The 18,701-nt window shown below is 41.3% G+C and carries 15 protein-coding genes; 11 read left to right on the top strand and 4 right to left on the bottom strand.

Going from position 1 to position 18,701, the window contains the following annotated elements; all coding sequences use genetic code 11:
* Positions 1-244 precede the first annotated feature (244 nt).
* Positions 245-982: a hypothetical protein gene (locus V7K48_RS13450; protein WP_335073146.1), complete on the bottom strand. Its 738-nt coding sequence runs from the start codon at positions 980-982 to the stop codon at positions 245-247.
* A gap of 826 nt (positions 983-1,808) precedes the next feature.
* Between V7K48_RS13450 and V7K48_RS13445 the strand changes: the two genes are divergently transcribed.
* The 4 genes from V7K48_RS13445 to V7K48_RS13430 all read left to right on the top strand — a co-directional run bounded on the left by V7K48_RS13445 (position 1,809) and on the right by V7K48_RS13430 (position 7,436).
* The gene (locus V7K48_RS13445) at positions 1,809-2,498 is read left to right on the top strand and encodes an Npun_F0296 family exosortase-dependent surface protein (protein ID WP_335073144.1); all 690 of its coding nucleotides are present in this window, start codon (positions 1,809-1,811) and stop codon (positions 2,496-2,498) included.
* An 867-nt stretch (positions 2,499-3,365) separates the two neighbouring features.
* On the top strand, positions 3,366-4,427 hold the full coding sequence (hemE, locus tag V7K48_RS13440; RefSeq protein ID WP_335073142.1) for a uroporphyrinogen decarboxylase: 1,062 nt from the start codon (positions 3,366-3,368) through the stop codon (positions 4,425-4,427).
* Between the two features lie 234 nt (positions 4,428-4,661).
* Positions 4,662-5,618: an NAD-dependent epimerase/dehydratase family protein gene (locus V7K48_RS13435; protein WP_335073140.1), complete on the top strand. Its 957-nt coding sequence runs from the start codon at positions 4,662-4,664 to the stop codon at positions 5,616-5,618.
* 219 nt (positions 5,619-5,837) lie between these two features.
* A complete protein-coding gene (locus tag V7K48_RS13430) occupies positions 5,838-7,436 on the top strand; it encodes a B12-binding domain-containing radical SAM protein (protein WP_335073138.1) in 1,599 nt (532 codons plus the stop codon).
* Positions 7,437-7,517: 81 nt separating this feature from the next.
* Here V7K48_RS13430 and V7K48_RS13425 read toward each other — a convergent pair whose 3' ends face one another.
* The 3 genes from V7K48_RS13425 to V7K48_RS13415 all read right to left on the bottom strand — a co-directional run bounded on the left by V7K48_RS13425 (position 7,518) and on the right by V7K48_RS13415 (position 10,050).
* Positions 7,518-8,276 (bottom strand): hypothetical protein, encoded by a 759-nt coding sequence (locus V7K48_RS13425; RefSeq protein ID WP_335073136.1) that lies wholly within the window; start codon positions 8,274-8,276, stop codon positions 7,518-7,520.
* 122 nt (positions 8,277-8,398) lie between these two features.
* Positions 8,399-8,614 (bottom strand): hypothetical protein, encoded by a 216-nt coding sequence (locus tag V7K48_RS13420; protein ID WP_335073133.1) that lies wholly within the window; start codon positions 8,612-8,614, stop codon positions 8,399-8,401.
* A gap of 353 nt (positions 8,615-8,967) precedes the next feature.
* The gene (locus tag V7K48_RS13415) at positions 8,968-10,050 is read right to left on the bottom strand and encodes a sulfonate ABC transporter substrate-binding protein (protein ID WP_335073249.1); all 1,083 of its coding nucleotides are present in this window, start codon (positions 10,048-10,050) and stop codon (positions 8,968-8,970) included.
* Between the two features lie 211 nt (positions 10,051-10,261).
* Between V7K48_RS13415 and V7K48_RS13410 the strand changes: the two genes are divergently transcribed.
* From V7K48_RS13410 to V7K48_RS13380, 7 genes are all read left to right on the top strand, one after another.
* Positions 10,262-10,954 carry a class I SAM-dependent methyltransferase gene (locus V7K48_RS13410; protein ID WP_335073131.1) on the top strand — a complete coding sequence of 231 codons (693 nt, stop codon included), beginning with the start codon at positions 10,262-10,264 and terminating at the stop codon, positions 10,952-10,954.
* Between the two features lie 1,129 nt (positions 10,955-12,083).
* The gene (locus tag V7K48_RS13405) at positions 12,084-12,443 is read left to right on the top strand and encodes a VOC family protein (RefSeq protein ID WP_334974527.1); all 360 of its coding nucleotides are present in this window, start codon (positions 12,084-12,086) and stop codon (positions 12,441-12,443) included.
* A 28-nt stretch (positions 12,444-12,471) separates the two neighbouring features.
* Positions 12,472-13,071, top strand: a complete 600-nt coding sequence (locus V7K48_RS13400) for an arsinothricin resistance N-acetyltransferase ArsN1 family B (RefSeq protein WP_335073129.1) — start codon at positions 12,472-12,474, stop codon at positions 13,069-13,071.
* A gap of 227 nt (positions 13,072-13,298) precedes the next feature.
* The gene (locus V7K48_RS13395; RefSeq protein WP_335073127.1) at positions 13,299-13,637 is read left to right on the top strand and encodes a hypothetical protein; all 339 of its coding nucleotides are present in this window, start codon (positions 13,299-13,301) and stop codon (positions 13,635-13,637) included.
* Between the two features lie 574 nt (positions 13,638-14,211).
* Entirely contained in the window at positions 14,212-17,181 is a 2,970-nt protein-coding gene (locus tag V7K48_RS13390) for a CHAT domain-containing protein (RefSeq protein WP_442949437.1), read from the top strand.
* 220 nt (positions 17,182-17,401) lie between these two features.
* On the top strand, positions 17,402-17,557 hold the full coding sequence (locus V7K48_RS13385) for a hypothetical protein (RefSeq protein ID WP_335073125.1): 156 nt from the start codon (positions 17,402-17,404) through the stop codon (positions 17,555-17,557).
* 3 nt (positions 17,558-17,560) lie between these two features.
* Positions 17,561-18,529, top strand: a complete 969-nt coding sequence (locus V7K48_RS13380) for a DUF1822 family protein (protein ID WP_335073123.1) — start codon at positions 17,561-17,563, stop codon at positions 18,527-18,529.
* Positions 18,530-18,701 lie beyond the last annotated feature (172 nt).

Genomic DNA, 18,701 nt, shown 5'->3' with positions numbered 1-18,701 from the left:
AAAATCCTACCAGCACCCCTCAAACCTGGTGACTTGTGACGATTCATTGCTCCTAGTGGTGCTTTACGAGAATTTGATTTTTGAAAAAACTCAGTATAGTTCTATTCCTTTCTTTCTTCTTGCCTGTTTCCTCCCTACGCAAGTAATTTCAGAAATCAAATCGGATTGCTATATAACTTTGACCAGGTTGGAGAATGTGCGGGCGAGTCATAAACATTAAGGTTATGAAATATATTGATAAAAGTCAGGGAGAAACTCCAGTTTTGCGATATAAATTTCTTTTCAATGTACACAAGCCAATTGCTGGTATGGCTCCCAGAATTACTGCTGTAAAGCCTTGTCCACTCCAATACAATATAAAATTACGGTTTGCTTCTGGAATCAAATTTTGCACAATAAAAAGCAACCAAACCAAAATAGTGATCAAGAAGAAAGAGATTGAGGGTAAAAAATTCCACCACCAAATACCTGTTGTGTATCGCCTCAATACCAGCCATTGGCAAATCCCTAGCCAAATTCCAGAGATTATATATGCGATCGCTGACAGAAATCCCAAAATCAAAGTATCTTCAGGAGATGATGAGGCAATGGTTGAAATGTAGTTAATCCAGGCTGTAGAAACACCGTTGGCAATCAGCCAACCGACGCTAGTCGCAAATAGCCATTGCAAACCCGGTAAATATCGGTAAAGGACAAGGGCTTGGTCAGCAGCAAAAATCACGGCAAATACAACATTACTGAGACTTCTGACCAAAATACTCCATGTTTGTGATTGGATAACAACGCTAGATGAGAGACTTTGGAGAATAATTTTCTCTAAAGCGATACTGGCAACGCCACCCACAACCCACCCGATCAGGGTCATTAAGGTAAACTGAATAAAAAACCTCTGTCGCTGCGATCGCGGAATTAAAAGCTTTCCTGGGTTAGGCTTGTTATTAGCAGATGCAACACGATCAGGACTGTTAGAGTCAGTTTGCATAGGAAGTTAGGGGAGTGAGGGAATAGGGAGATCAGGGAGATAGAGGAGCAGGAGGAGAATAACTAATGCCCAATCCTCAATTAAATATTGATTCTTGTTTTACCCTATTTCTCACTGAATTTTAGATTTTAAATAATGGAAAATGGAATTGTTGGCGGAGCCTCTTGTAGAGAAGATTTAAAAGCGTTCGACTGAGCACAGCCGTACTCCTTCTCTACGTTCGCGCAGCGTGTCACAGACAGACGCTCCGCGAACGGAGAAGCAAGCTACGCGTAGCGTTCCGCAGGAAAGTCCAAAATTCAAAATTGATTGACTCGCCAGTCCTTATCTTCCATTCGCCACTCGCCCAAGGCGGACATATTATGTCAACAATAGTAGTATATTCTCAATAGAGTCTCAACTAATCTCATTGCTAAACGTTTAGGGGTAGCCCGTCGTAGACATCGCTTTGAGTCTTGGAAACTAAACCAAATGAGAAATGGTGATTTTTTATTGGTTCTTAACCTTGGTTGTGATCAAGAGTAATTTAGATGCGTTTGTCCTGCCCACTACAATTGCACAAGAACCTTCACTTAATCTTTAAAGATATTTTAGTATATATACCGTATCTTTTACGGGTTATAAAAATCAAAATAGTATCAACCAAGCATCAAAAGAAACTTACATATTCGAGCTTGTTGTACCAACAATAGTCAGATACAAAGACATAATAATCTTTGTGATTTTCTTCTAAGTTGTTGGAGTAATGAAACCAGTTTTTCATAGCTAGGTTTCAATAAAATTTCAGTCTCAATTCTTTTTGTGTTTCTCAAGGTTTATTACTATAATGCTCCAAAAATTATCCTTGGCTTTAGTGGCAACAACTGTTGTGGTCATCAGTGCAAATCCAGCCAGTGCAGTGACTTTGCAAGTCAACAGTGGTCCGTTTTCTAGCTACTCTGATGCCAAAACTGTCACCTTTGATGATGGCACAGCAAATGATCCCAATGGATTTGTTACTTACTCTAATATTACTAGTAACATTGTTCAAGGTAGTGCATCTGGTCAATACGCCTCACCTTATGGGGATAATACCAAATATCTCACAATTTCTCCATCAGGTAGTAATGTTGCAGGCGACAGTGGTTTTGTCAATATTAACTTCAAAGAAGCTATTAATTACTTCGGTTTTTATGCAGGCTCATTGGATAGTTACAACTATATTGACATTTACAAAGGTAATCAGTTGTTAAATACTTTTAGTGGAGCAGATGTGCCAACTGCTACAGCTGATGGTAATCAGACATCCTCTCAATCTAATTTGTTTATCAATCTTGTCGGTGATACAGGAGAAACATTTGACCGAGTTGTAATGCGCTCAAATGGTATTGCCTTTGAAACAGATAACCACGCCTATAGACTAGCCAGCCAGAGCATTCCCGAACCTAATGCGATGTTAGGTGTGTTAGCAATAGGTGCTTGTGGTATGACTTCACTCTTCAAACGCTCACAAAATAAAGTGGCAGTGAAAGCATAAATTTATCACTATAGCCGTTTAAAACCTTTAAGGATGTGTCTCTACACCTAGCGTAGAAGACACATTTATCTGTTACTTGTCATGCACTTTTCCTCATGCATTTCCTTGATGCATAAGTGAGAGGTGCATTTTTACGTGGTACTTAAAACGATGATTTTATGGGATAAGTCAAAAAAACAATAACTTGTAGTGCTTGCTGGCATTAATGCTGTAGTCAAGCCAAGCGAGCGCTTATATCCAAAATATTTAAAATACTACTAGTACGTCATAGCGAAAATTAACACTACCATTTAAAATAGGTTAAAAGCTTGCAGTAAGTATAAATATTTTTTATTTTGACTTTTGCCTTATTGTACTAGTTATCTAATGTTTCGCACCAAAAAATTTGGTTGACCACAGCTTTTTTGCGAATTTTTTAATATTTACGCTTCAATTATGGCGGTAATTACTGTTTATAGGTGTCTGCTGAGATACCTGCAATTTGGGACAGGTTGTAAAGAAAGATTGCAAATAATGCCTTATTAATTTACAACTTACTCAAAATTGATCAGAAGCGAATCAAAATTTTGTCCTGTAAAATCAAGCTTTTATCTCAATAGCCCCTTACATTTGCCCATAAATGACCTTTTTAGGCGTAGGCGTAGTTCGTCGTAGACATCGCTTTGAGTCTTGGAAACTAAAACCAAAGGAAAAATGCTAGTTTTTTTGTTGGTTCTTAACCTTGGTTGTGATCAAGAGGAATTTTAGATGCGTTTGCCCTGCTACTCACCTTTTCCTGACAAGTTGCTAATAAGCTAATAAAGTGTAATCCATAATGATAAGCTAAACAGTGGCTTAAAAAAGTGACTCTTTAGGATCAAGTAATAAATGGGTGTTTCTTCAACGACTCCTCATCTCTTACGGGCTGCTCGTGGTGAAGTAGTAGATCGTCCCCCTGTATGGATGATGCGACAAGCAGGACGATATATGAAAGCATATCGAGACTTAAGAGAGAAGTATCCTTCGTTTCGCGATCGCTCCGAAATTCCAGATGTAGCAATTGAAGTTTCCTTGCAACCGTGGAGAGCCTTCCAACCAGATGGAGTAATTTTATTTTCTGATATTGTCACCCCCTTACCTGGTTTGGGCATTGACATGGATATTGCCGAAGGTAAAGGGCCAATCATTCACTCGCCCCTCCGGACTCAAGAACAAATTGATCGTCTGCATCCTTTAGAACCAGAAGCATCTCTGCCATTTATCAAAACAATTTTGCAGACGCTGCGCTCTGAAGTGGGCAATAAATCAACGGTGTTAGGCTTTGTGGGTGCGCCGTGGACGTTAGCAGCTTATGCAGTAGAGGGAAAAGGTTCTAAAACCTACTCCATCATCAAAAACATGGCATTTTCAGATCCGATAATACTGCATCAATTGTTAGCTAAATTAGCAGATGCGATCGCCATCTATGCCCGCTACCAAATTGACTCTGGTGCCCAAGTTGTGCAAATGTTCGATTCTTGGGCGGGTCAATTGAGTCCTCAAGATTATGACACCTTTGCTCTCCCCTATCAGCAGAGGGTTTTCCAGCAAGTCAAGCAAACCCATCCCGATACACCTTTGATTCTGCTAGTTAGTGGTAGTGCGGGTGTGTTGGAAAGAATGGCACAATCTGGCGCTGATATTGTCAGTGTAGACTGGGCAGTGGATATGGCAGACGCACGAGCCAGATTGGGCAAACAAGTCAAAGTCCAAGGAAATCTTGACCCAGGCGTGCTATTTGGCTCTAGACAGTTTATCCGCGATCGCATCCTCGATACCGTTCGTAAAGCTGGCAATTGGGGTCACATTCTCAATCTCGGTCATGGTGTCCTCCCAGAAACTCCCGAAGAAAATGTCGCTTTCTTCTTTGAAACTGCAAAGGAACTTAATCTTGCAGGAGTTAAGGCTTGAAAGTGAGGAGTTGGGAGTAGAGACGCGATTAATCGCGTCTGTACAGGAGTTAGGAGTTATAAACTATAAAGTTATCGGTTGCGAGGTGCAAAGTTATTTTTTTATACTTAACTCCTCACTTCTAACTCCTCACTTGATTCTTAACTCCTAACTTGATTAATAACTCCTGATTGGGAACTTTTAACTTAATTCTTAACTCCTAACTCCTAACTCCTAACTTATTAAAATCTTAGTATGAGCCAGAAACGGATTTTAGTGACTGGTGCAAGTGGTTGTATAGGTCATTATTTAACAGAAGCCTTAATTAAGGAAACAGATCACGAACTGTATCTGCTAGTTAGGAACCCAAGTAAACTGCAAGTTGATACTAACGCCCGTTTAGGCATCAACATTTTGCAAGGTGATATGCAAAATATTCGCCAGTTTGCCGATTTGCTATCAACAATTGATATGGCAGTACTCACAGCCACAGCTTGGGGTGGTGATCAGACATTTGATATTAATGTCGTCAAAACTATAGAGTTGCTCGAACTGCTAGATCCAGAACGTTGCCAGCAGGTGATTTATTTTTCGACAGCTAGCGTTTTGGATCGCTACAATCAACCATTAAAAGAAGCCGGGGAAATTGGGACAGATTACATTCGTTCCAAATATGACTGCTTACATAAGATATCGAAATTAGCGATCGCACCCAAAATTACCACAGTATTTCCCACTTTAGTATTAGGCGGTGATGCCAATAAACCCTATTCTCACCTCACATCTGGCATTCCAGAAGTTACGAAATATATCAATTTGATTCGCTTTTTGGAAGCAGATGGCAGTTTTCACTTTATCCACGGACGAGACATTGCCACTGTAGTGCGATATTTAATTGATCATCCTGGCGAAAATGAGCAACCACGTCGGTTGGTTTTAGGTCAGACACAGTTAACGGCTACTCAAGCAGTGCAAGAAGTTTGTGTTTATCTGGGTAAAAAGATTTACTTTCGCATTCCCGTATCTTTAGCACTGGCTAATTTGATTATTGTTCTGTTCCACATTCGGATGGCCGCTTGGGATAGGTTTTGCATGAACTATCGGCACTTCACTTATGAAAAAGCAATTAATCCCCATAGTTTTGACTTGCCAAATTATTGTGCAACCATGAGTGATGTTCTGAAAATTAGCGGTGTTGAAGCTGCTAAGTAGTTTATGCAATAAATTACACTAATTATTGAGATAAGCCTTGTGATTACTGAGTGTAGCTATCATAGCGAAACACTTACTTTCGACGGCTGTATTCTCTTAATTTGTTCCAATTTCAGAGAAAAATATTAGTGCTAAACTAGAACAACTTTAATAAAAAGTCAATAACTCTTAATTTTCGTTAAAGTGGGATAACAATCAAAGTGTGAGGATTGATACTAAATGCGAATTTTGTTAATGTATCCAATATTTCCCAAAACCTTTTGGTCATATGAAAAAATCTTGGAGTTAGTCGATCGCAAAGTTTTATTACCACCTCTGGGTTTAGTAACAGTAGCCGCGATTCTGCCCCAAGAATGGGAATTCAAGCTGGTCGATCGCAACATCCGCCCAGCAACAGAAGCAGAATGGGCATGGGCAGATGTAGTAATCCTCTCTGCGATGATTGTCCAGAAACAAGATTTACTTGACCAAATTCAGGAAGCAAAAAAACGTGGCAAGTTAGTCGCAGTCGGCGGCCCTTACCCCACCTCTATACCTCACGAAGTTGAAAATGTTGGCGCAGATTTTCTGATTCTGGATGAAGGGGAAATCACTCTCCCCATGTTTATTGAGGCAATTCAACGGGGAGACACATCTGGCACTTTCCGCGCTACAGAAAAACCTGATGTGACAAGCACACCAATACCCCGCTTTGATTTATTAGAATTTGATGCCTATGACATGATGTCGGTGCAGTTTTCGCGCGGGTGTCCCTTCCAGTGCGAATTTTGTGACATTATTGTTCTCTACGGGCGCAAACCTCGCACCAAAGCCCCAGCACAACTGTTGGCAGAGTTAGATTACCTCTACGAATTGGGTTGGCGACGGGGTGTATTCATGGTCGATGATAACTTTATTGGCAACAAGCGAAATGTGAAATTGTTGCTCAAAGAGTTAAAAGTCTGGATGGCAAAACACAAGTATCCCTTCCGGTTTGACACTGAAGCTTCAATTGACTTAGCAGAAGACTCAGAAATGTTGGAGTTAATGGTTGAGTGTGGTTTCGCGGCGGTATTTTTGGGAATCGAAACGCCGGATGAGGACAGTTTGCAAATGACTAAGAAGTTTCAAAATACTCGCAGTTCTTTAACTGAGGCAGTGCAAACCATCACCAAAGCGGGATTGCGCCCAATGGCTGGGTTTATTATTGGATTTGATGGCGAAAAAGCAGGCGCAGGCGATCGCATTGTCCGCTTTGCTGAACAAGCAGCTATTCCCTCTACTACTTTTGCCATGTTGCAAGCGTTACCTAACACCGCGCTTTGGCATCGCCTGAAAAAAGAAGGACGACTACGGGAAAATCAAGATGGGAACATCAACCAGACAACATTGATGAACTTCCTTCCCACCCGTCCCCTGGAAGAACTTGCACGAGAATATATTGAGGCATTTTGTACTTTATACGACCCGATGCAATACTTAGATCGTACCTACCGCTGTTTCTTGATGATGGGTTTGCCAAGTTGGAAAGCACCAGCCAAAATGCCTGAGTGGGTAATTATTAGAGCGCTGCTGACTGTAATTTGGCGACAAGGAATCAAACGGGAAACTCGCTGGAAATTCTGGCATCATTTGTTCAGCATCATCAAGCGTAACCCAGGAGTTGTTGAACATTACATTGCTGCCTGTGCCCACAACGAACATTTTCTTGAGTATCGCCAAATTGTACGCGATCAAATTGAAAGTCAACTAGCGGAATATTTGGCACAAGGTGTAGAAAAGCCATATGTGCTAGTTAAGGAAAAAGTTAAGGAAAAAGCTAAAGCAGTAGTCAGTTAAGGGTGTAATGGGTAATAGTAAATAAACTACTTCTTACCCGTTCTCAATTAAAAGTGGATGAATGCAATCTATGAGTTTAACTTATTTTACAACCATGCGCTTAAAATAGTACTCTCTTAACTTGAGTAGCAGAGGAAGAAGTGGTGTAACTACAGAAAGCAAGTATTGACGAAAGGTGGTAACATCAAAAGGCCACACAGGAAATTCATTAGTCAATGTGTAGAGAGAACGCAACTCTTGAAGTTTTATAGCTTCTTTCTTCAAAATTTCTCCATCGCTACTCAAGCTTGTGTGAATACGCTTATAATCTACTTGAAACTGCTTGGCAATATCGCCTAGTAATTCTTCTTTAGCTTTTTTCATGCCTCTGCGGGCAGCAAGGAGAGGTCCAAAAAAGCATACTAATGATATGGGAATATAGAGCAGAATTGTCAAATTAAAATACCAGTACTCCTGCGCTATTCCTTGACTAATAAATTGATACTTACTCAATGTTATCATTGTACCAAATATAGCAGCTAAGTAAGCTGTCCTCAGTGAATATCGGCTCAACAGACTTAACCCGCCACAGTGATCAGGATGAAGTGGATTAATTTTAAGTTGCTTATTATCCTTACCCAAAAGTTCATGTAGTAACCAAACATTAGTTGTTAGATTTAATACCAATATACTTCCTGCATAAAATATTGCAACAGCGTTAATCGCACCCGTTAGGGCAGGAATTCCTCCATCTGCTCCTGTCCAGTTGTTGACATTTTGCTGTACGGAGAAATACCAGATTCCAAAAGCGATCGCTGTTCCTAACCCCAAAAATTGACGCCACGACTTTTGGTAAGGCAATAATACAGAACTCTTGCATAAATATTTTGTGGTATGATTAAGGGTTATTGTAATTCCAGCTTTGGGCAATTCAAATAGTAAGACTCTATAAATTTTTTCGAGCAAGTATTATCAGGCGATCGCTAACTAAAAAATGGCAGCAAACAGGCAAACCAATCCTGTAGCAATCCTAAGTGTTTTTCATGCAATATCAACGTCTTAGTTGCCGTAGCAGCAATTAAATAAAGACCAGATGTAATAACGATTGAGAGCATTCCTAAACTGACAGGTGTCAATTGGCATTTGTCAATTAACCAACGGGCTACAGGATCAGTGCGATAAAAGTCTTGCTCTTGCATACTGTTTCTTAAAACTAATATGCTATCCTCTTTTTTCTAATTATTCTTCAAAATTATACTTATGTTTATTTATGTCTACTTATATTAGCTATTTTGCTTTTACAATCCCAGTTATTTGAAAAATTCACTCTGCTGCTTTACTCATTAACGATTCTTCGTATTCGATTGAGTACTGTAGGGCATACAGGAATTAACGTCTCTCTACTTGGGTAATAGCAACGATACCCAAGCAAGCCGCCTCGTGGAACCAGAAAACCCGCGTCTGTGAAGTTGGAATCACCGTGGCTTCAGCGGGCGTGAAGATGTCAAGTGTGTAGTGGCATTTATATTCAGCCTAATTCGTAATTAAAAAATTACGAATTATTCACTTTGCCTTGCCAAACAATTTCCTTAACTTTGATTTCTTGTGGGATCAATTTAATTTTGTAGAAGGTATCTGCAATTTCTTGTTGTTTAGTAATTACTTCATCTGTGAGTGGAAGTACATCATACTCACGCCGCTTTTCTGCTATTTCTAACACAGGAGCATCTATACCCAAAGCAGGGGAAAGAAATTTAGCAACTTCACTAGGATTATTCTTTGCCCATTTACTAACTTCCTTGACCTTATCTAGAACTATTTTTAAGGCATCCGGCTTGGCATCAACAAAAGATTTTGCAGCCAGATAATAACCACGATTGGAAGCCAATCCCGTTGCATCTGCTAAAATACGTGCGCCTGTTGCTGCTTCTGCTGCGGCGAAGTAAGGGTCCCAAATTGCCCAAGCATCAACATTTTTTCTCTCAAATACAGCACGAGCATCGGCGGGAGTGAGAGTTACTCGTTGGATGTCACTGTACTGTACCCCGGCCTTTTCCAGCGCTTTCAGCAATAGGTAGTTAGCATTAGAACCTTTGGCAAAAGCAATTTTTTTGCCCTTGAGTTCAGCCACACTTTTAATCGGTGAATCCTTGGGCACCAGGATAGCTTCAGCCTTGGGACTCCAAGGATCGTAGGCAACATAAACCAAAGGAACACCCCCAGCTTGAGCAAATATAGGTGGTGATTCTCCGGTATAGCCAAAATCAATACTGCCTGCATTCAATGCCTCTAGGAGTGGGGGCCCAGCCGGAAATTCTGACCAAGTTACGGAAGATCCTGAAGCTGCAAAGGCTTTCTCTAATTTCCCTTTCGCCTTCAGTGCATAAAGGACAGTTGACGCCTTCTGGTAACCTATGTGAATTGTGGTAGCCCTAGCTGCTGGACTGGAGGCTTGCGTTGTCTGCGGTGTGCCAGAGTTGTCGCTTGCGCTTGGAGAACAAGCAGAGACAGCTAAACTTAAACTAAGTCCCACTGCAAACAGTAGCGAAAAAGTACGGATTCTTCGTTGTTGGAACCTTTGCACAAAGGCGAGCGCAATGCCCAAAAATCGGGTTGGAAAGAACTTAGTCAACATCATCACTCTGCTTTCGGGGGTAAATAAATATCAGACTTCAGCAAACTTACGGTATAACTCCGGCAAGTTTATTGATTTACCGTATTATTATGGAATGATAAAAATATCACATAATTAAAGCTGAAATGCAAGTTTATTCGTTGAATAGAAAATTCTCCCTAAAAGTCATAGCAGCATCAAATCTAAACTCAATCGGATCAGAAAGGACGCGATGACAGATAATATTCTTCAACAACAAATTGAGTACTATCGCGCTAGAGCCAACGAATATGATCAGTGGTTCTATAGGAAAGGACGCTATGATCGCGGTATCCAAAACAACCAGCGCTGGTTTAATGAAGTAGCTGTTATCAAAAATACATTACATCAAATTGGCGGGGTGGATGATATTTTAGAGTTAGCATGTGGAACAGGTATCTGGACGCAAGAGCTTTTAAGTATCGGTAAAAAAATTACTGCGATCGATGCCTCTGAAGAAGTGATTACAATTAATCGCTCAAAGTTAAATTCACTGAGTGTTGAATATCACCTAACCGATTTATTTGCATGGCAAGCTGTTACTCAATATGATTTAGTTTTCTTTGCCTTTTGGCTCTCTCATGTGCCACCAAAATTACTCGATTCATTTTTGACGAAAGTTTATCAATCTGTTCGCGTTGGTGGACAAGTATTTATCATTGACTCTTCCTTTGAACCAACATCCACGGCTAACAATCATATCCTTAAAAACGATGAAAATATATATGAAACGCGTAAGTTAAATAATGGTCAAGAATTTCAGATTGTCAAAGTTTTTTATCAGCCTGATGAACTTAAAGTTCAGCTGAATAAAACAGGTTTTCAGGCTAAGGTAAAGGTGACAGATAACTATTTTATCTATGCACATGCGAGAAGGTTTAAATAATTGGTAATTCGTAATGGACTGCGCCCTGTTACGTCCCTTGGGCGTCTCGTAGAGAAGACAGTAATTCGTATTTATTTTAAATACACATTATCCGTCACTGATTCAGTATCATCCCGACTTTACGGTAAAAACTCTAGGTTCTTACCGTTCACCTAGCGGCGAATACAGGAGAAGTTCATATCTAAGAGGATGTTTTAAAAGTATTTGGCGAATGGAATGAGACTGTTGGTCAACTGACAAGGGGTTTAACCCCCCACCCCTAAAACTTTAGTTTTGCGTTGCTTTCCCGCCCTGCAATAAATTGCGGGCTAATAGCTAAAGTGCGTTTTAACGCACTAAAATTCTAGAAATTTTAGATGGATTGGGGCTGATGGGTTAGACTCCCGATGAATTCGCCAACAGTCTCATGGAATTTGCGACTACACAAGCTCTCGTCCGCCTCCGTGGACTAATACAAAATCAAAGGTTTTGCCTTTGTAGCCAAGGCAGTATGATCTTTTCCCACTGGTGAGAGGCGGAGCGTCTTGTAGAGAAGAGGATTTCCATGCCACTTGCTTTACTTGGGGAGACCCCTCTGAGCGCAGTCGCTCTCCATGAGCAACTGGCGTGCAATTTCTAACCGCTTTTCAAACAACCTCTAAAGAAGTCTTAGAGGTTATTTAAAAAGTCTACTGTTGTATGGAGATCCCCCCTAGTCCCCCTTAAAAAGGGGGAAAAACCTTCTCAAAGTCCTCCTTTTTAAGGAGGATTTAGGAGGAGCTAAAGTTTTGGATACCTCAGCCACGACTTTTCAAACATCCTCTTAGCTCCGACTTCTCTATGCGCTAACCTTTGCGTTTCAGTTTCAATCCTCAATTCGCCACGGTTTTACACAAAGTTGTATCAAGTACTGATGCTTCATCATGTATATATATTGGTGATAACTATACAGATGACTTTTATGAGGCTAAAGGAGTAGAAATGAAATGTATTTTGATTGATAGCGCACAACGTTATCTAGAGCTAGGTGAACAGAGAGTTGAAGACCTTCTTAAAATTGAAGATAAACTATTTATTGAGCAATCTTAGTTAACTATGATTGCCGAGTAAGCACAATAAAATACACTAGCTGCCTAATAGACAGTTTGCAATGCAAATTATTAAAGTACTAACCAGAGTTTATCTTAATCCTCTAGACTTGGATGAAGCGATCGCTTTCTATGAAAACCTCTTTACAGAAAAATGTTGGTTGTGGTTTCAATATTCTGAGGCTGAGTTGGAACTCGCAAGTGTGGGTTCTATTCTTTTAATTGCTGGTTCAGCAGAAGCACTCTCTCCATTCAAGAGTACACACGCAACATTTCTCGTTGACTCACTCAATGATTTTAAAGAAGCACTTATTCAGCAGGGTGCAGTGATTTTGGTGGAACCTAACAAAGTTCTCACTGGAGTCAATATGCGAGCGATGCATCCTGATGGAACCATTATTGAGTATGTTGAGTTTGCATAATTAATTTTTAGCCCAAAAAGGATCTGCTGTGAAGGCTGCAATCAGACTAGCTAATGAAAGTGATGCCTTAAAAATGCTGGCAATTTATGCGCCAGTTGTCCAGGAAACTTCAATTTCCTTTGAGATAAAGCCTCCCAGCGAAACGGAATTTCAGCAACGCATCCAGAATTATCAACAGCAGATGCCTTGGCTAGTGTGTGAAATTGACAGTGAGCTTTTTGGCTATGCCTATGCTACTCCCTACCGGATTCGTGCCGCTTACCAATGGTCTGTGGAATCATCCGTGTACGTCAATGTTAAGTATCACAGAAAAGGAGTTGCTAAAGCTTTGTACACTTCCCTTTTTGGGTTGCTGCAACTCCAAGGATATTACAACATTTTTGCTGGGATCGCTTTACCTAATCCAGCAAGTGTCGCTGTGCATGAGGCTGTTGGTTTTTCGCCTGTAGGTGTATTTCGCAGAGTTGGGTATAAATTTAGTGAGTGGCACGATGTCGGATGGTGGCAACTATCTCTGCAACAAGAGCTACCCCTACCCGTAAATTCACCTCTTTCTTTACTAGAAGTTCAAAAATCGGCTCTGTGGAATGAAGCTTTAAGAAGTGGACTCTTGCTACTTCGCGTTTAACTTGGTGTTGCCAAAGTAATAATTTTAATCGATAAAGAGTGTAGTATTTACATTCCTTATTCACTGTATTGCATAAATTGCATGTGACTCGTTTTCTTACTTTCTAAAGCTTTGGCAAAATAATCTAAGTATTAAATTCGGACACTCGTTATCAATGGCACATGTTACAGCATCAGGTGTTAACGCAGTAATGCGCCAAGGTTGGCAAGCTCTTGGGACACAAAGCTATGACAAAGCGAATTTGCAAGCTAAATGGGGTCTCTAAATCAACCATGAAGAAACATTCTTTAATTGCTCTTATTCTCATTCCTGTCTTATCGGGGTTAACTAGCGTGACTTCATTGCAAGCCTGTTCTAAGCCAATTGCAGGGACAAAACCTCAAGTTCATCAAGTTTCTTCCCAAAAAGTGGAAACAATCAAAGGTTTGTTAGTTAAGCGTCTTCCTGGTTCAATCATTCCTATTGATGGACTTGATGATTTAATCGCCCAATCAGACCTCATTGTTATTGGGAAGATAGACAAGTCTGTTGTATTCACCATATACATACATTCAACTCCCATCTAAATGAATACTCTTCATTTCTACTTGAAATTTATGAGCAGCTGTTATGGCAATTGCTATAAATAATTTGGTTGTCCCTACAAGAAATTGTGGTCTAAACAAACGAAAACTACTGTAAATGTTCATCATCATAAAAAAACACCCTGCGGGAAGCTGCTAGCGAATCTACGCAATGACGGTAAATATTTTTATCAATAAGTAATATTGTTTAAAATTGTGTCAAAAATGAGGGTGGAAAACATAATTTTGGGGTTAGCGATGGCTACGCCCAAAACAGGCATCGCGTCATTAAAAAAAGCACCACTTAATTCTACCCTCAAAGACCGTATAATATTTAATTAGATACCCACGAACTACGTTAATTTACAGCGTAACTACTATTGACAAAATTAATTTCATCTGAAACTGTCATGAATGGGGTAAGTAGAGATTTAGACAGTAAAATCTCATCTAAACCATGATAAATAAGATTGTGAAAACTTAGAGATGAGTAATGGATGCGAATGGTAATATTACCTGGTAGCCCAAACACTTACAGTTAATCCTGTGCGTTCCTGGTTATCACTTACCTCTTGTCATCCTTATGACTAAAACAACTAGGATTTTTGACGCAAATTCTGTAAAAGTTAAAAAGCAAAAGCAACCAGGGCGTTGCGTATTTTTCCTCAGTTGTGGTAACTGGCGTGCAAAAGGCAAGATTTTTTACCCCTTCGGAGTTCGCCAGTGGTTTCCCATCGCCTTTAGCGTCTCACGCGACTTGAAGGCAGTTGCTACAATGGCAGGAAAATACGCAACGCAGTGGCTCCCCAACTCTTCTCTACGAGAGGCTGCGCCAAGGAGACGCAGTGGCTCCCCAACTCTTCTCTACGAGAGGCTGCGCCAAGGAGACGCTGCTTGGCGTTGGAAGAAAACTACCCTGGCTCACTTTTTACATTTGCTTTTGTACTTCTTGATGGCTTTGCTATGCATTCTTAGTTCACCCGTGCTGGCAAAAGCTCCTGGCTCAATTAATTCCTCATCCCAACTACCAATTAACAATCTGACGTCGCTGGCTGTGGCCACTGACCCCGCCTCATTACTACAACAAGGCAAAGTTTTATACAATGCTGGAAGCTTTGCCGAGGCGGTAAAAGTGTTACAACAGGCTGTCCAAGTATATAAGCAGCGGGGAGAGAGTCTCAGACTGGCAGCGACACTGAGTAATCTTTCCCTAGCTTACCAGCAACTTGGTGAATGGATTCTGGCACAGCAGGCAATTACAGAGAGCTTAAATTTGCTCAGAGGACAAAATGAAGACCAAAATCTGCAAATATTTGCCCAATCACTGGATATTCAAGGTCGTCTCCAACTGACAATGGGACACGCCGAGGCGGCTTTAGAAACTTGGCGACGGACGGAAGAAATTTACAGGCAAGCAGATAATAAAAGCGGCGTGGTGCGATCACTAATCAATCAAGCACAGGCGTGGCGAACCCAAGGATTTTACCCTCGAGCTGTCAAAACACTCGAACAGGTCAGTGAGACGTTAAAATCTCAACCAGACTCCATAGAAAAGACAGTGAGTTTGCGATCGCTCGGTGATGCCCTTTTGGTAGTGGGCAATTTGGAAAAGTCACAGCAGACGCTAGAAGAAAGTCTGATGATTGCTCGAAATCTGCAATCAAGCGCTGATATTGGGGCTAGTCTGTTCAGCTTGGGGAATAATGCCCGAAAACAACAGGACAGACTAAAGGCGATCGCCTATTATCAACAAACAGTTGCAGCATCTCCCTCACCCCTGACAAAAGTCCAAGCGCAACTGAATCACCTGGGACTACTCATTGAAGATCAACAATGGGCAAAGGTTCAAACTCTCTTGCCGTTAATTGAGTCCCAACTCGACCAACTCCCCCTTAGCCGTGCTAGTATTTACGCTCAGGTTAACTTTTCACAAAGTCTAGCAAAAGTCAAGAGTGGTATATTGCAAGCATCAAGTCATAATTACTACTTAGGATTTAGCACAAAAGACTCAGCAGTATTACTCGCCAGCGCCATCCAGCAATCCCGCAGTTTAGGGGATAAGCGGGCAGAGGCCTATGCTCTGAAGAGTTTAGGCGGCTTGTACGAAGAAACCAGACAGTGGTCAGAGGCGCAAGACCTGACCCGGCAAGGATTAGCTTTGGCACAGAGCAACAATGCACCAGAAATTACCTATACCTTGCAGTGGCAGTTAGGTAGATTGCTCTGGGCACAAAAAGATATTAATGGTGCGATCGCAGCATATGATGCTGCTGTGGACACTCTCCAGTCTCTCCGCAGAGATTTAGTAGTCAATAAAGACGTAGTGAACCAAGATGTGCAATTCAACTTCCGGGACAGCGTAGAACCCGTCTACCGACAGTCAGTAGGGTTACTGCTGAAATCCCAACAAGGAAAACCAGATGAAAAAATATTAGAGAAAGCACGCCAGCGGATTGAAGCACTCCAACTAGCAGAATTGGACGATTTCTTCCGAGAAGCTTGCCTGCAAGGTAAGAGAGTAGCCCTTGATCAAGTGGTAGATCAAGATAATCCCACGGCTGCCATCCTCTATCCGATTATTCTTGAAAAAGAACTCCAGGTAATTGTCAAAATTCCCAAACAACCTCTGCAAAGCTATACCACTCAGATTTCCCACACAGAAGTAGAGGAACTCTTAGTAAAACTGCGAAAAAATCTTGTCAATCCCACCGCTACCAAAGCCGTCCAAACCAACTCGCACCAAGTTTACAACTGGCTGCTCAAACCGATTGAGGCACAATTACAAAAAAGTAAAGTAGATACCCTAGTGTTTGTCCTGGATGGCCCGTTACGCAATTTACCAATGGCAGCTCTCTATGATGGTAAGCAATACTTGGTAGAGAAATATGCAATTGCTCTGAGCGTGGGTCTACAACTCTTCGACCCTAAACCGCTGGTAAAACAGCAGCTAAGAGCGCTAACCGCAGGACTAACTCAGCCGCCACCAGGTTTTTCCTTTGCACCGTTGCTTGCGATCAAATCTGAATTCGACGGCATTAGCAAAGCAGGAATCTCGACAACTAGCCTACTAGATAGAGATTTTAAGAAAAAGAATTTAGAGAGTGAAATTGGTGCTGCTTCATTCAACATAGTGCATTTAGCAACCCACGGTCAGTTTAGTTCCCGCGTTGAAGACACTTTTATTTTGGATTACGATGGTCAGATCAATGTTAAGGATTTTGATACTCTCTTCCGCAGTCAGAGTAAAACTATAGTAGAGTTATTAGTTTTGAGTGCTTGCCAGACAGCAGCAGGAGACAGCCGTGCAGCACTAGGTCTTGCTGGAGCAGCTGTCCGAGCTGGGGCACGCAGTACCATAGCCTCCCTGTGGCAGATTGATGATGAATCGACGGCAATGTTTGTTAGTGCCTTCTATCAAGAACTCAAGAGTGGCAAAATCACCAAAGCCGAAGCTGTCCACCGTGCCCAGCTACAACTGCTGCAACATCCTAACTACAACGCACCAAGCTTTTGGTCTGCCTATGTGTTGATTGGCAATTGGTTGTGACCACTCGCTTTGCTCAAAGTCAAAAGTCAAAAGTCAAAAGTCAAAAAAGGGATACAAGCCCCTAAATTTATTTATGGGGTTCAAAATGTTTGAATGAGTGACTTTTAACTTCCCCGAGCGCAAGAGCGTCTCGCAGAGAAGGGGCTGACATCTCCCAGCACTAAATCGCGTCACAGCCCGTTGTAAACATCGCTTAAAGTGTGGGTACTATCAAGTTACATTGGCTGATGAAGATTTGGGTACATGGTCAGATTTGGGAGTACTGAGAGTGTTAGTCGCCAATCCCCAATTTTCCAATAATCATTCTCTATTTTGTGGCATAAATTTAGTGAATGCGGGTGATATGTATATAGCAGCATTGATTAATAGTGATTGACCTATGAATAACTCCACCTATCAGCTAAACGATTTCGCTTTAACATTGCCGATTTCCCAAACAGCTCGCATAACTGCCCAGCAATTTGCTAACCAGCAGCCAAATCCTGAAAAAGCAGAACAAGTCCGGCTGAATACGCTGGCTGTGTGGGTGGTGAATGACTACTTGGAAATGATGGATATTCCTACTGATCTCCAAGCTAGTGACAGCTGGAACCCGATCATGCGCCTTTGTGAGAATGTAGCTGACTTAGAGGTGCCCTCAGTTGGTCGTCTGGAGTGTCGCCCTGTCCATCTGCATCAGCAGATATGTTCCATTCCTCCAGAAACCTGGGAAGAGCGGGTAGGTTATTTAGTAGTTCAATTTGATGAATCGCTCCAAGAAGCGAGGCTACTTGGTTTTATCCCTAGTGTAGCAACTGAAACACTGCCTTTAGAACAACTGCAACCATTGGAAGCATTTATCGACCACCTGGGTCAACTGCGCCAATGCCCAGTTAGTTCACTGGTGAATTTAAGTCAATGGTTTGCTGGTATATTTGAGACAGGTTGGCAGACTATTGAATCTCTGTGGAACGTGCCGGAACTCAGACCAACTTATGCCTTTCGCAGTACTGAAACTTTGGAACTAAATACCCTCAACCGACCAGAATCAATTACTAAACGTGCAAAACTGATTGATTTGGGTATCCAAATTCTTAACCAACCTGTGATGTTGATTGTGGAAATCAGCCCCGATAAGGATCAACAAACCAGTATTCATCTCCAATTGCACGCTACTGGGAATCTAATCTACTTGCCCCTAGGAGTTCATCTAACCGTTCTAGATAGTTCGGGAGCAGTATTTCTAGACGCTCAATCGAGAAAATTAGACAATTATATTCAGTTGCAGTTTCGCGGTGAACCTACAGAGCAATTTAGCGTTAGGGTAGCTATCAATGATATTAGCATTACCGAATATTTTCGGATTTGAAACATATAGCTATCTTCCCTCTTTGTTGGTAATTTATTAAGTGGTAATTGGTTAATTAAAAATTAAAAGTGAAAAATTCAAGCCGACTTTTGGAGATTTTTCAAAAAGTCTGTAAAAGCTTGTGGAGCTTGTTATGAGACATTAGAACAGGGCATGATTTTACACAGGGAGA

This window comes from Nostoc sp. (assembly GCF_036919615.1).
In the GTDB taxonomy this organism is placed as follows: Bacteria; Cyanobacteriota; Cyanobacteriia; order Cyanobacteriales; family Nostocaceae; genus Nostoc.
The sequence above is the reverse complement of the archived record's forward strand: the minus strand, read 5'-3'. Positions and strand labels throughout refer to the sequence as shown.

Bases quoted from the DNA above. Each gene is read 5' to 3' on its own strand.
- V7K48_RS13380 (WP_335073123.1), top strand. From the start codon at position 17,561: ATGAATAACTCCACCTATCAGCTAAACGATTTCGCTTTAACATTGCCG.
- V7K48_RS13420 (WP_335073133.1), bottom strand. From the start codon at position 8,614: ATGCAAGAGCAAGACTTTTATCGCACTGATCCTGTAGCCCGTTGGTTA.
- V7K48_RS13410 (WP_335073131.1), top strand. From the start codon at position 10,262: ATGACAGATAATATTCTTCAACAACAAATTGAGTACTATCGCGCTAGA.
- hemE (WP_335073142.1), top strand. From the start codon at position 3,366: ATGGGTGTTTCTTCAACGACTCCTCATCTCTTACGGGCTGCTCGTGGT.
- V7K48_RS13435 (WP_335073140.1), top strand. From the start codon at position 4,662: ATGAGCCAGAAACGGATTTTAGTGACTGGTGCAAGTGGTTGTATAGGT.
- V7K48_RS13450 (WP_335073146.1), bottom strand. From the start codon at position 982: ATGCAAACTGACTCTAACAGTCCTGATCGTGTTGCATCTGCTAATAAC.
- V7K48_RS13415 (WP_335073249.1), bottom strand. From the start codon at position 10,050: ATGTTGACTAAGTTCTTTCCAACCCGATTTTTGGGCATTGCGCTCGCC.
- V7K48_RS13405 (WP_334974527.1), top strand. From the start codon at position 12,084: ATGCAAATTATTAAAGTACTAACCAGAGTTTATCTTAATCCTCTAGAC.
- V7K48_RS13445 (WP_335073144.1), top strand. From the start codon at position 1,809: ATGCTCCAAAAATTATCCTTGGCTTTAGTGGCAACAACTGTTGTGGTC.
- V7K48_RS13395 (WP_335073127.1), top strand. From the start codon at position 13,299: ATGACAAAGCGAATTTGCAAGCTAAATGGGGTCTCTAAATCAACCATG.
- V7K48_RS13430 (WP_335073138.1), top strand. From the start codon at position 5,838: ATGCGAATTTTGTTAATGTATCCAATATTTCCCAAAACCTTTTGGTCA.